The 12193-nt window shown below is 71.2% G+C and carries 11 protein-coding genes and 1 pseudogene; 9 read left to right on the forward strand and 3 right to left on the reverse strand.

Annotated features, from left to right (window positions below; translation table 11 throughout):
- Window positions 1-184 precede the first annotated feature (184 nt).
- The 8 genes from crcB (ACFYPC_RS23975) (at window position 185) to ACFYPC_RS24010 (ending at window position 7996) form a co-directional block, all read left to right on the forward strand.
- Window positions 185-679: a fluoride efflux transporter CrcB gene (gene crcB / locus ACFYPC_RS23975; RefSeq protein WP_388679666.1), complete on the forward strand. Its 495-nt coding sequence runs from the start codon at window positions 185-187 to the stop codon at window positions 677-679.
- Window positions 676-1050 carry a fluoride efflux transporter CrcB gene (crcB, locus tag ACFYPC_RS23980; protein ID WP_388679669.1) on the forward strand — a complete coding sequence of 125 codons (375 nt, stop codon included), beginning with the start codon at window positions 676-678 and terminating at the stop codon, window positions 1048-1050. The genes crcB (ACFYPC_RS23975) and crcB (ACFYPC_RS23980) overlap by 4 nt, the downstream gene beginning before the upstream one ends.
- A gap of 71 nt (window positions 1051-1121) precedes the next feature.
- A complete protein-coding gene (locus ACFYPC_RS23985; protein ID WP_388679672.1) occupies window positions 1122-1955 on the forward strand; it encodes an undecaprenyl-diphosphate phosphatase in 834 nt (277 codons plus the stop codon).
- Window positions 1956-2073: 118 nt separating this feature from the next.
- A complete protein-coding gene (locus ACFYPC_RS23990; protein WP_388680066.1) occupies window positions 2074-2751 on the forward strand; it encodes a FadR/GntR family transcriptional regulator in 678 nt (225 codons plus the stop codon).
- Complete coding sequence (locus ACFYPC_RS23995; protein ID WP_388679676.1) at window positions 2748-3791, forward strand: asparaginase; 1044 nt, start codon at window positions 2748-2750, stop codon at window positions 3789-3791. The genes ACFYPC_RS23990 and ACFYPC_RS23995 overlap by 4 nt, the downstream gene beginning before the upstream one ends.
- A 283-nt stretch (window positions 3792-4074) precedes the next feature.
- On the forward strand, window positions 4075-5007 hold the full coding sequence (locus ACFYPC_RS24000) for a glutaminase (protein WP_388680069.1): 933 nt from the start codon (window positions 4075-4077) through the stop codon (window positions 5005-5007).
- A gap of 158 nt (window positions 5008-5165) precedes the next feature.
- Window positions 5166-6554: a polyprenol phosphomannose-dependent alpha 1,6 mannosyltransferase MptB gene (gene mptB / locus ACFYPC_RS24005; RefSeq protein WP_388679679.1), complete on the forward strand. Its 1389-nt coding sequence runs from the start codon at window positions 5166-5168 to the stop codon at window positions 6552-6554.
- 32 nt (window positions 6555-6586) lie between these two features.
- Complete coding sequence (locus ACFYPC_RS24010) at window positions 6587-7996, forward strand: glycosyltransferase 87 family protein (protein WP_388680071.1); 1410 nt, start codon at window positions 6587-6589, stop codon at window positions 7994-7996.
- A gap of 11 nt (window positions 7997-8007) precedes the next feature.
- Here the strand turns inward: ACFYPC_RS24010 and ACFYPC_RS24015 are convergent.
- The 3 genes and pseudogenes from ACFYPC_RS24015 to ACFYPC_RS24025 form a co-directional block, all read right to left on the reverse strand.
- A pseudogene (locus ACFYPC_RS24015) lies at window positions 8008-8904 on the reverse strand (D-alanyl-D-alanine carboxypeptidase family protein); the annotation flags it as partial.
- 89 nt (window positions 8905-8993) lie between these two features.
- The gene (gene rho, locus ACFYPC_RS24020) at window positions 8994-10133 is read right to left on the reverse strand and encodes a transcription termination factor Rho (protein ID WP_388679682.1); all 1140 of its coding nucleotides are present in this window, start codon (window positions 10131-10133) and stop codon (window positions 8994-8996) included.
- A gap of 305 nt (window positions 10134-10438) precedes the next feature.
- Complete coding sequence (locus ACFYPC_RS24025) at window positions 10439-11296, reverse strand: class I SAM-dependent methyltransferase (RefSeq protein ID WP_388679685.1); 858 nt, start codon at window positions 11294-11296, stop codon at window positions 10439-10441.
- A 148-nt stretch (window positions 11297-11444) separates the two neighbouring features.
- Between ACFYPC_RS24025 and ACFYPC_RS24030 the strand changes: the two genes are divergently transcribed.
- Window positions 11445-12185, forward strand: a complete 741-nt coding sequence (locus ACFYPC_RS24030; RefSeq protein ID WP_388679687.1) for a nuclear transport factor 2 family protein — start codon at window positions 11445-11447, stop codon at window positions 12183-12185.
- Window positions 12186-12193 lie beyond the last annotated feature (8 nt).

A 12193-nucleotide genomic window follows, 5' to 3' on the forward strand; every position in this document is an offset into this window, starting at 1 on the left:
GGGACCCGCCGTACCCGAACCGCGGCGCGACAGAGCCGCCAACGGTCCCTGCTTGCGAGAAGTGTGCTCGGGCGACCGGGCCCCCGGCGAGTAGGAGACGTACGCACGTGACCGCCCCGCGACAAGACGCGAGCAGACGTACCCGCGTGACAGGTTCGCGGCCGGAGCCCGCAGGCGTACGCACATGACAATCCCGCGACCGGAGCGAGCCGACCGGGCCGGGACGCCCGCGCGGCCGGTGTCCCCGTGGCAGGGTCAGGGACCGGTCGTCGCGGCGGTCGCGCTGGGCGGCGCGATCGGCGCCACGGCCCGCTACGGCGCTTCGCTGCTGTGGCCCTCCCAGGGAGGCGGATTCCCCTGGGCCACGTTCTGGGTCAATGTCGTCGGGTGTGCGGTGATCGGCGTCCTCATGGTGGCCGTCACCGAGGCGTGGGCGGTCCACCGGCTGGTGCGGCCGTTCTTCGGCACCGGAGTACTCGGCGGCTTCACCACGTTCTCGACGTACGCCGTCGACATCCAGAAACTCGTCGACGGGGACCGGCCCGTGACCGGCCTCGTCTACCTCGCCGCGACCCTGTTCGCCGCGCTCGCGGCGGTATGGCTGGCGATGACGGCGGCTCGTCGCGTCCTGTCGCGGAAGCGGCGACGAGCGGGCGAGGAAGGTAAGAACTGGTTGTGAACTGGCTGCTGGTGATCATCGGTGCCGTGGTCGGCGCGCCCCTGCGTTACCTGACCGACCGCGCGGTGCAGTTGAGGCACGACACCGTCTTCCCCTGGGGCACCTTCGCCGTCAATGTCACGGGCTGTCTGGTCCTCGGTGTCCTGACGGGCGCGGCCTCGGCGGGCCATGCCTCCCCCCACCTGCAACTCTTGATCGGCACGGGTCTGTGCGGGGCGCTGACCACGTACTCGACGTTCTCCTACGAGACGCTGCGGCTGGCCGAAACGGGCGCCGGACTCCTCGCCGCCGCGAACGTGATCGCGAGCGTCATGGCGGGCCTCGGGGCGGCGTTCGCGGGGGTGTCGGTCGCGCAAGCCGTGTGGTCGTAGACCGCGGGCACTCACCCGCGCGCTGTAAGACTGTCTACAGCACTGTCGACCAACTCCCAGAACTGGACCCCATGAGCGTCATCAACATCGGGCAGGCCGTCGTCCTCGGAGCCGTCGAGGGGGTGACCGAATTCCTCCCCGTCTCCTCCACCGGCCATCTCAAGATCACTGAGGGGCTGATGGGCATCCCCGTCGACGACAACGCCGTAGTCGGGTTCTCGGCGGTCATCCAGGTCGGTGCGATCGCCGCCGTCCTCGTGTACTTCTTCAAGGACATCGTGCGGATCGTCTCCGCATGGGGGCGCGGCCTGCGGCATCGCGAGGAGCGCTACCACCACGACTACAAGTTCGCCTGGTGGGTCATCTACGCGACCATTCCGATCGTCGTCGTGGGCCTGGCGGCGAAGCCGCTCATCGAGGGGCCGCTCGCCTCGCTGTGGGTGGTCGCAGCCTCCCTGATCGTCGGCAGTGGCGTCATGTGGGCGGCGGACCAGATGGGCCGGCACAAGCGTGGCGAGGACGACACGACGCTCAAGGACGCCATGCTGGTCGGCGGCTCCCAGATCCTCGCCCTGCTCTTCCCGGGCTTCTCGCGCTCCGGCGCCACCATGTCCACGGCGCTCGTCCTCGACCTCGACCGCGTCGCCGCCACCAGGCTCTCCTTCTTCCTCGGCATTCCCGCCCTGACCGGCGCAGGGCTGTACGAGCTGAAGGACGCCCTGGGTACGGGTGTCGGCGCCGCCCCGCTCGCCGTCGGCACACTCGTCTCCTTCGTGGTCGCGTACGGCTCCATCGCCTGGCTTCTGAAGTTCGTCGCCAAGCACTCCTTCAACGCGTTCGTGATCTATCGGCTCGTGATCGGCGTGGCCCTGTTCGGCCTGCTCGGAGCGGGTGTGCTCGGCTGAGGCCGCCCAGGTGAGCCGCTCCGGCGGTTGACAGCGGCCTCCTGTTCCGCGGAGTATCGGTCCCGTGAACCTGTCAGACAGCCAGACAGGTGGGTCGGCCCCGCGGCGCGTCAGCGCCATGGAAGCGGTGCTCACCCACCTCCGCGGCGCCATCGAGCGCGGTGAGTACGCCATCGGCGACAAGCTCCCCTCCGAGGCGGAGCTCTGCCGCCGCCTGGAGGTCAGCCGTCCCGTGCTCCGCGAGGCGCTGCGAGCCCTGCAGGTCATGGGCCTCACCGTGTCCCGTACCGGCAAGGGCACCTTCGTCCTCGCCAACGCCGTCGAGGACCCCACCTTCGGCGACTACGCGGCCGGTGACCTCCTCGAAGTGCGCCGCCACGTCGAGATCCCGGTCGCGGGGTACGCCGCGGTGCGCCGTACCCCGGAGAACCTCGACCGCCTCGCCCATCTCCTGGAGCGCATGGAGGGGGAGACCGACACCACCGCGTGGGTGGCGATGGACACGGTCTTCCACATCGCCCTCGCCGAGGCCTCCCAGAACCCCGTCTTCCGCAAGGTCATCGAGGAGATCCGGGACGCACTGGCCCGCCAGTCGGCCTTCCTGAACGATCTGGGCGGCCGCCGTGAGCAGTCCGACCGCGAGCACCGCGCGATCCTCGAGGCACTGGTCGACGGCAGCGAGCACGACGCCGTGGAGGCCATGTCCCACCACCTCGACCGCGTCGAGACCACCCTCACCTCCATCGTGCATCCCGAGCGCGCGGACACCTCCAGGAAAGACGGACCCGAAGCGTGAACGAGCCATCGCTGAAGCTGGAGTACGGCAATTCACTCGCGGCCGCACCGGTGATCCGCGAGCCCCTCCACGCACCCGTCGCCCATCTCGTACGCGGCGGGGTGATCGAGGGCATCCACTACGGCTCGGTGGTCGTACTGGCCGCCGACGGCACCGTGGAACTCCAGATCGGCGACATCGAGGCCGCCTTCTATCCGCGCTCGGCGGTCAAACCCCTTCAGGCGGCGGCGATGCTGAGGGCCGGGCTGCCGCTCGACGGCGAGTTGCTCTCGCTGGCCGCGGCCAGCCACTCCGGCGAGGAACGGCATCTGGCCGGCACCCGGCGGATCCTGGAGCTGGCCGGACTGACGGAGGACCGGCTGCGCAATGTCCCGGACCTGCCGTTCGACCCGGTCGTACGCGAGGCCTGGATCCGCGAGGGACGACTGCCCTCCCGGCTCGCACAGAACTGCTCCGGCAAGCACGCCGCCATGCTGTACACGGCCAAGCTCAACGGCTGGTCCCTCGACGACTACCTCGACCCCGCGCACCCGCTTCAGCAGGCCATCGCGGAGATCGTCGAGGACCTCACCGGACAGGCGATCGCGCGGGTGAGCGTCGACGGCTGCGGCGCACCGCTGTTCTCCGTCTCGCTGCACGGACTCGCGCGCGCCGCGGCCGGGATCACCACCGCTGCCCCGGGCACCCCCGAGGCGCAGGTGGCCGACGCGATGCGCGAGCACGCCGAGATGGCCTCCGGCTCCGGGCGTGACGTCGCCGCGCTGATGCGGGCCGTGCCGGGGCTGCTCAGCAAGGACGGCTTCGAAGGCGTGCAGTTCGCGGCGCTCCCGGACGGCCGGTCCGTCGCCGTGAAGATCGCCGACGGCGCCGACCGGGCGCGGATCCCGGTGGCTGCGGCTGCCTTGGCCCGCGCCGGGGTCGACCCGGCAGCCCTCGCCGAGTTCGGCGGCGCGCCGCTCCTCGGGGGTGGCGTGGTGGTCGGTCACGTCCGCCCTGCCCGCGCGCTCGATCCGCTCCCGGCGCAGGACATGTGCGCCTGAGCGCGTCGCGAAGAGGACTGGGGGAAGGATCCGACCGACCACCAGGACGCGGCGCCGATGACACCCACGCGGGATCCCGTCGTACGTCGTGATGCCGGACGTAGACCACCACCGGCCCCGGACGTGCCGAACTCGCCCTGGGGAAGCGCCTGTTGCCGACCGAAGCCTTCGCGGCACCGCTCCGCCAGGAGGCACCGGCAGGCAGCGGCACCCCGTAGGCCGCCTCCAGGCCGTGTCACAGGCGCTCTGAGCCGGTGGGCACCGGGGCCGGCCGGGCGGCATGATGGTGATCATGTCCCCGTCGTTGACCTTTCAGCCGGTCCTGGAACGCATCGCCGTCGAGATCGCGCAGACCCCCGGGCGTGGTCGGCCCGCCGACTACATCCCGGCGCTCGCCGCCTGCGACCCCCGCCGCTTCGGCATGGCCGTCGCCGAACTCGACGGCACGGTGTACGGCGTGGGCGACTGGCGCCAACCCTTCTCCACGCAGTCCATCACCAAGGTCTTCACCCTCGCCCTCGATCTGGCCCGTGAGGGCGACGAGTTGTGGGAGCACGTCGGCCGCGAGCCCTCCGGCAACGCCTTCAACTCCCTTGTGCAGCTGGAGTACGAGAACGGCATCCCGCGCAACCCGTTCATCAACGCGGGCGCCCTCGTCGTCACCGACCGGCTGCAGACCCAGACCGGAGACGCGGCGGGGACCCTGCTCTCGTTCCTGCGCGCCGAGAGCGGCAACCCGAACCTCACCTTCGACAAGGACGTCGCCGCCTCCGAGGCCGCGCACGGCGACCGCAACGCCGCTCTCGGCCACTTCATGGCGTCCTACGGCAATATCGACAACCCTGTTCCGGTGCTCCTTGAGCAGTACTTCCGGCAGTGCTCGATCGAGGCATCCTGTGCCGATCTGGCGCTGGCAGCCGGATTCCTGGCCCGGCACGGCATCCGGTCCGACGGTTCCCGGCTGCTCACCCAGAGCCAGTCCAAACAGGTCAACGCGGTGATGCTCACATGCGGCACCTATGACGCGGCCGGCGAATTCGCCTACCGCGTGGGGCTGCCGGGCAAGAGCGGCGTCGGCGGCGGGATCATCGCGGTGGTGCCGGGACGGTGCACGTTGTGTGTGTGGAGTCCGGGCCTCGACCAGCGAGGGAACTCGGTGGCGGGCGTCGCGGCTCTCGACCGTTTCACGACGCTGACAGGGGTGTCCGTGTTCTGATCCGACATCGCCGGGAGGGTTGTCCGCGGCGGTTAACAGGCCCCCGTCGCACGGATCTCGCACGGATCTCACACGGAGGTCACGCGCAGGCCCCCGTACGGAGGGAAGTACGTCGCTTTACGGCCACCCGGCGTTGACACGCTTTCCGAGTGTTGGCCATGGCTTTTCCCGTCGATCTCCGCCGCTGTCAGGCCCTCGGTCTGGCCGGCTCCGCCTTTCTCGCTCTGGGCGGTGAGACGGCCGGGGCCCTGCCTGTGCGGGAGTTCCTCGCCCCCGAGTCCGCCGAGGCCGTACTCGGCCTGGTCGGCGTGTACTTCGGCGTCGTCCTGCTGATAGCGGCGTGGGCGCTCCTCGGCACCGTCGTACGCGGTCCCGAACCGCCGACTCCGCGCTCCCTGCTGCTCGTTCTGGTCGTGTGGGCGGCGCCGCTGCTGCTCGCGCCGCCGCTGTTCAGCCGGGACGTGTACAGCTATCTCGCGCAGGGCGCGATGGTCGACGCGCACATCGACGTGTACGCGCACGGACCCGCCCAGCTCGGCGGTCCGCTCGCCGACGAGGTGGCGCCGGTGTGGCAACAGACCACGACGCCGTACGGCCCGGTCTTCCTCGCGGTCGCCTCCGCGTTGTCCGCACTCACCCGCGGGGAGATCCCCGCCGGACTGCTCGGCATGCGCCTGGTCGCCCTGCTCGGCGTCGCACTGATGGCCGCGGCGCTGCCCCGGCTCGCCCGGCACAGCGGAGCGGATCCGGCCGCCGCGCTCTGGCTCGGCGCCCTCAACCCCCTTGTCCTGCTGCACTTGGTGGCCGGCGCGCACAACGACGCCATCATGCTCGGACTGCTCGGCGTCGGACTGGTGGCCGCACGCGGCCGGTGGCCCGTCCTGGGCGTCGTCCTCATCACCCTCGCGGCGCTGGTCAAGGCACCCGCCGCGCTCGGCCTGCTGGCGGTGATCGCGCTGCGCGGGCGGCGGGGGCTGGTGCCGTCCGTCCTGACCACCGCCTTCGGTGCCCTCGCCACCACGGCCGGGGTGACCGCCGTGACAGGTACGGGCTACGGCTGGATCGCAGCTCTGAAGACCCCCGTGTCCCCGCAGAACTGGTCGCTCACCAGTCTGCTCGGCCGGGCCACCGGCACTGTGCTCGAGAAACTCGGCAGCGGCTTCGCCCCCTTGGCCATCCCGGCCTGGCACACCGCCGGACTCGTGCTGACCGCGGCCATCGTCCTCTTCATATGGCTGCGCTTGCGGCCCGGACCGATCTACGCACTCGGCCTGAGCCTGGCCGCCGTCGCCGCGTTCGGCCCGGCGATCAGGCCCTGGTACGCGCTGTGGGGGCTGTTCCTCATCGCCGCCGCGGCGCCCAACGGCTCGGTGCGCCACCGGGTCGCAGCCGCGAGCGGAGTACTCGCCCTCGCCGTGCTGCCCAGCGGATACGCGCCGGACGCCCAACAGGTGGTCCTGGCCGTCTCCGGCGGACTGCTCGCCCTCGTCGTGCTCTGGCAGGCCCATCAAGCGGCGCAGGCGCCGGTACTGGAGCGCACCGCATGAAACGCCCCCGCACCTTCCCCGGATTTCCCCGTATGACCCGCGGACTTCCCCAGGTCTCCTTCCGGCTTCCCCGCACGGACCGGGGGCGCCTGTTCCTGGTGCTGGGACTCGCCGCCGCCGTCATCGCGTTCACCGCCACCGTGCCCCTGCTGCGCGACTGGTTCGACCTGCGCGTCTACTACGGGACCATCGACGCCTGGGTGCACCACGACGGCCGGATCTACGACTACCTGCTGCCCGGGACGACGTACGGCTTCACCTATCCGCCGTTCGCGGCCCTCAGCATGCTGCCGATGGCGCTGATCGGACTGCACACCGCGATCGCCATCGGGCTGCTGCTGAACCTGGTCGCGCTCGCCGCCGTGGTGTGGATCCTGGTCGGGCCCGCGCTGCGCCGGTACGGCTGGTTCGGCTTCGCCATGGCGGCCTGCCTGCTCGCCCTGTTCGAACCGGTCCGCGACACTTTCAGCTTCGGCCAGGTGAACCTCCTGCTCTTGGCCCTCGTCCTGAGCGACGCCTGGCTGCTGGCCACCGGCCGGGGCCGCAGGGCGGGCGTCGGTATCGGCCTCGCCGCCGCCATCAAGCTCACCCCCGCGATCTTCATCGGCATGCTGCTGCTCGCCGGTCGCCGGCGCGCGGCCGGGGTCGCCACAGCCGTCGCCGCGGCGGCCACCGCCCTGGCGGCCTGGGTGGCGCCGGACGCCTCGCGCTTCTACTGGACCCACGCCCTGTGGGACACGGACCGCATCGGACGCCTCGACTATGTCTCCAACCAGTCCTTGCAGGGCGTCCTGGCGCGGCTCGCGGCACCGGGCGAACCGAGCAAGGCGCTCTGGGCGGCGGCCGCCGTGCTGGTCCTGTGGGTATGGGCCCGGCGGACCTCGCGAGCCGTGGCCGACGAGGACTGGATCGCCGCGTTCGCCCTCACCGGCCTCACCGCCTGCCTCGTCAGCCCGATCACCTGGGTGCACCACCTCGTCTGGCTGCTGCCGTCCTTCGCCGTACTGTTGCGCAGGCGCCGAGTGCGGGTCGCGGGAATCCTGTACGCGATCCTGTGCAGCAGCCTGGTGTGGCTGTGGTTCCACGACGCGTCCGGCCTCGACGGCTTCGTCGGGAGCAACGCCTATACGTGGATCACGCTCGGCCTGCTGCTGTGGCTGCCGGTCGGTCAGCCGGGCGCCGGCCGTCCGCCTCTGGTCCGCAGGGCCAGGGCCACGCTTCCCGCGCCCAGACAGGCCGCGCCCGCGATCGCGGCGGCAGCCGCAGGCCAGTCGGGTCCGTCGGCCGTGGGCAGCGCGGCCGGTAGGGCGGCCGGTCCTGCCGTCGGCACGGGACGCGTGTCGAGGAGCGAGCCGACGGGATCGACGCGCCCGGAGGCCTGGAAACCCCAGTCCAGCAGCGAGCGGGCCTCCTCGTACACCGCGAACCCGCCGCCCTCCTGAGGGTTCATCACCGTGACGATCACGGTGTGCCCGCCCCGGCGGGCGGCGGCCACGAGTGTGCTGCCCGCGTTGCTGGTGGAGCCGTTCTTGACGCCGACCAGGCCCGGGTACGGCTCCACCCCGTCGGCGCCGGTCAACAGCCGGTTGGTGTTCTCGATCTTGTACGACCAGCCGCCCCCGCCGGGGAACGTGGCCTCGGCGGTGGAGCAGTACCGTGCGAACTCGGCGTTGCGCAGCCCGGCCCGGCCGAACACCGCGAGGTCGTACGCCGACGAGACCTGCCCCGGCGCGTCGTATCCGTCGGGGGAGCGGACGTGCGTGTCGAGGGCGCCCAGAGCCCGTGCCTTGGCCTGCATGTGGGCGGCCGTGGTGCGCCAGCCGCCGTTCATCGCGGCCAGTACGTGGACGGCGTCGTTCCCTGAGTTCAGGAAGACACCGCGCCACAGGTCCGCCACCCGGTAGGTGCGCCCCTCCGCGACGCCCACCAGGCTGCTGCCGTCGCCGATGCCCCGCAGTTCCTTCTCGGTGACGGTGTGCCGGATGCCGCCGGGCAGCACCGGGAGCACCGTGAGGGCGAAGAGGGTCTTCAAGGTGCTGGCGGGCGGCAGTCTGCGGTGCGCGTTGTGGGCGGCGAGCACCTTGCCCGTGCGGGCGTCGGCCACCAGCCACGAGAGTGCGGAGACGTCGTGGGGGATCTCGGGCGCTCCGGACCGCGGCCGTACCTGCGTTCCGGCCCGGTGCAGCGGCGGCAGCGAGGCCGAGGCTCCGGGTGTCCCCGGGTCCGTGCCGGCTCTGGCGGCTGCCGCACTCGGTGCGAGAGCCGCGGCGCTGGGCGCCAGGGCCAGGGCCCCGACCGCACAGACGGCGGAACAATAGACGGCGGCGCGCGAGGAGAACCCGATGGTCATACCGCAAAAGTAGGAACCGGCATGCCTCGCGGCGGGCTGCCGGGCCACAGCGGCGGGATCGAGCACCCGGATGCCGCACGTGGGAAAGGTCAGGAGGGCAGCGTCGGGTGGACCTGGCGGAGGAAGGCCGCGTTGTCCGGGGTGGCGCGCATCCGCTCCAGGAGGGTCTCCAGGCCGGCCTGGCCGTCCCGTGTCTGCAGGGCGCGGCGCAGTCCTCGTACGGTGCCCAACTCGGCGGCAGGTACGAGGAGTTCCTCGCGCCGGGTGCCGGAGGGAGTGATGTCGACGGCCGGGAACACCCGCCTGGAGGCCAGGGTGCGGTCGAGGCGGAGCTCCATGTTGCCGGTGCTCTTGAGCTCCTCGAAGAAGTAGTCGTCGGCACGGGAGCCGGTCTCCACCAGGGCGGTGGCGAGGATGGTGAGGGAACCGCCTTCCTCGGCGAGGCGTGCGGCGCCGAAGAACCGCTTGGGTCCGTGCACCGCGGCCGCGTCGACGCCGCCGCTGAGGGTGCGGCCACCGGAGGCGGCCGCGTTGTTGTGCGCCCGGCACAGCCGGGTGAGCGAGTCCATCAGGATGACGACGTCCTCGCCCTGCTCGACGAGCCGCTTGGCGCGCTCGATGACGAGTTCGGCGAGGGCGATGTGGTGCTTCGGCGTCTGGTCGAAGGTCGAGGCGAAGACCTCGCCCCGGACGGAGCGCCGCATGTCGGTCACTTCCTCCGGTCGCTCGTCGAGCAGCAGCACCATCAGGTGGATCTCGGGGTGGTTGCCCGCGATGGCCGCGGCGAGTTGCTGGAGCAGTACCGTCTTGCCGGTCTTGGGCGGGGCGACGAGCAGTCCGCGCTGGCCCTTGCCGACCGGTGCGACCAGGTCGACGACGCGGCCGGCCAGGCCGCTCGCCGGGTGCTCCAGGCGGAGCCGGTCACGCGGATGCAGCGGGGTGAGGTCATGGAAGTGCGGGCGGCGGCGCAGCTCTTCGGGCGTACGCCCGTTGATCCGCTCCACCTCGGCGAGCGCGCGGGGCCCGCCGCGTACGCCTTGGACGGTGTCGCCCTTGCGCAGGCCGTAACGGCGGATCAGCGCGGCGGAGACCTGGACGTCGGCCGGCGTGGGCAGGCAGCTGGTGGCGGCGCGCAGGTACCCCTGCCCGTTGTTCGCGATGTCCAGGACACCGTTGGCGTGCGCCGGGAGCTGCTTCTGCCGTACGGGAGGTTCGAGTGTGGTGGTCATGGTGGGGTGTCCTTTCGAGGACGGGTTCATGAGGTCATGAGGAAGGGAGGGGGATGTGCCGGGGGGAGGCGGCGTGCTCACGCCTCCGTGCGGCGAGGAGACAGCACCTCGGGTACGGCGGACGGCAGGATCTGCCTGTGGCCGTGCTCAGGAGGTGATGTGCTGGAAAGCTGTTCCGCCGGTCGGAATGCGACGGGCGTGTCAGCGAGAAGAAGTGGAACAAGCACCGGTGCCCGAGACGGGGCGTACACGAATGCTGTTCGCACTCTAGCACCTCGGGCCCGGGCTCGGCTGTGATGTGAGTCTCAGTGGCCCGCGAGCAGGCCGTACAGCAGCGGGATACGCGGTTCGGACTCCGGCAGCCGCCACCACCCGGACGGGGTAGGGGTCATCTGCGGCCACCGGGGCCAGGGAAGTTCGTCGCTCTCCCGCAGCCGCCGGATCCGCAGGCCCGCTCCGATCAGCGCGTTGATGACGTCGCCCAGTCCGTGCATCCACTCGTAGCTGTCGGTGGCCCCGTGCACGGCCGGACCGTCCGTGTAGGTGTACGTCGCGTCCCGGTGAACGGCGTCCCGGCCGCCCAGGTAGTCGTGCCGCAGGAGCAGTTCACCGCCCTCGCCCTCGGCCGGCTTGGGCCCCAGCGAGTTGAGCAGGGGATGGAACTCGGCGATGTACAACCGCCCCTGGGGGCGCAGGAGTTGGACGACGGTGGTGGCCCAGCGGTCCAGGTCGGGCAGATAGCACAGCGCGCCCTTTCCGGTGTACACGACGTCGAACCGCCGCTCTCCCAGGGCCTCGACGGCGTCGTACACGTTGGCCTGTACATACGCGACGTCGGCGCCCGCCCGTGCCGCGATGTCCGCCGCGGCCGCCACGGATGCCTCGGAGATGTCGAGCCCGACGGCGCGGGCGCCGCGTTCGGCGAAGGCGATCGTCTCGGTGCCGAGATGGCATTGGAGGTGGATCACGTCAAGGCCGGCCAGTTCGCCGAGGTCCTCCCACTCGAAGGCGGCGAACCAGCGGGCCGGATCGAGATTCTCGTGCAGCCCGTAGAAGCGGCTGGCGAGGTGGATGGGGGTGCGCGCGTCCCAGTTGGCCTGGTTGGCCCGCATCATCCGCGCCTGCTCGTGCTCGTGCTCGTGCCGGTCGGCCGTCTCGGTCATGGGGACATCCAATCGTGCGTGGCCGGGGAGCCGTGGGAATACGGCCGGATGTGTCCGGTCGTACACACGCGAACCTGGAAGGGTGTCTGTTCGGCGGCGGCCGTTCGTCGGTGGGGTGCAGGAAGTTCATGATCACCGGGAGGAACCCATGAAGTACATGCTGCTGGTCTGTGGTGACGACACCGCGGACGCCTCCGGTATGGCGCCCGTCGAACCCTGGGTCGAGGAGCTGGGCGTCGAGCGCGGCGTACGGCTGCACGGACACCGGCTACGGCTCCCCGCGGACGCGGTCACCGTCCGGGTACGGGACGGCGAAGTGCTGCGCACCGACGGGCCGTTCGCCGCGACGAAGGAATACATCGCCGGATACGACATCCTCGAATGCGACACCCTGGAGGAGGCCGTGGAGGCAGCCGCCAAGCATCCGGTGGCGAGCGTCGGTGCCCTGGAGGTGCGCGCCTTCTGGGACGACGAGGACGCCGAGGCGGAGATCCGCCGGATCGACGCGGAGCTCACCGCGGCCGGCCGCGAGCGCGACTTCGACAGGGCGATGGCCTGTTACGCCCCGGACGTCGAGGTCTTCCACCCCGTGAGCGGTCTGGAGCAGAGCGGGATCGAGGCCCTTCGCAAGGCGGAGGAGCTGTGGTTCTCGACGCTGACCGGGCCGGTGGAGCGTGAGGTGCTCGACTTCCGCGTCAGGGTCGACGAGAGCGTCGCGTTCAGCCACGCGCTCGTACGGATGCGGGCCACACTGGCCGGCGGTGTGCCGCTGGACTCCACGGCGCGGGTCACCACTGGCTACCGTGCGGCCGGTGACCGCTGGCAGATCGTTCACCAGCACACGTCGGTCCCCTTCGACGCCCCCGGAATCACGGACCCCCAGTCGTGAACCGGGGG

It is taken from the genome of Streptomyces sp. NPDC005808, from assembly GCF_042871385.1.
Lineage (GTDB): Bacteria > Actinomycetota > Actinomycetes > Streptomycetales > Streptomycetaceae > Streptomyces.

What these genes read in the sequence shown, in the direction of transcription:
- crcB (WP_388679666.1), top strand. Translation starts at nt 185, where the DNA reads ATGACAATCCCGCGACCGGAGCGAGCCGACCGGGCCGGGACGCCCGCG.
- ACFYPC_RS23985 (WP_388679672.1), top strand. Translation starts at nt 1,122, where the DNA reads ATGAGCGTCATCAACATCGGGCAGGCCGTCGTCCTCGGAGCCGTCGAG.
- ACFYPC_RS23990 (WP_388680066.1), top strand. Translation starts at nt 2,074, where the DNA reads ATGGAAGCGGTGCTCACCCACCTCCGCGGCGCCATCGAGCGCGGTGAG.
- ACFYPC_RS24000 (WP_388680069.1), top strand. Translation starts at nt 4,075, where the DNA reads ATGGTGATCATGTCCCCGTCGTTGACCTTTCAGCCGGTCCTGGAACGC.
- mptB (WP_388679679.1), top strand. Translation starts at nt 5,166, where the DNA reads ATGGCTTTTCCCGTCGATCTCCGCCGCTGTCAGGCCCTCGGTCTGGCC.
- ACFYPC_RS24010 (WP_388680071.1), top strand. Translation starts at nt 6,587, where the DNA reads ATGACCCGCGGACTTCCCCAGGTCTCCTTCCGGCTTCCCCGCACGGAC.
- rho (WP_388679682.1), bottom strand. Translation starts at nt 10,133, where the DNA reads ATGACCACCACACTCGAACCTCCCGTACGGCAGAAGCAGCTCCCGGCG.
- ACFYPC_RS24025 (WP_388679685.1), bottom strand. Translation starts at nt 11,296, where the DNA reads ATGACCGAGACGGCCGACCGGCACGAGCACGAGCACGAGCAGGCGCGG.
- ACFYPC_RS24030 (WP_388679687.1), top strand. Translation starts at nt 11,445, where the DNA reads ATGAAGTACATGCTGCTGGTCTGTGGTGACGACACCGCGGACGCCTCC.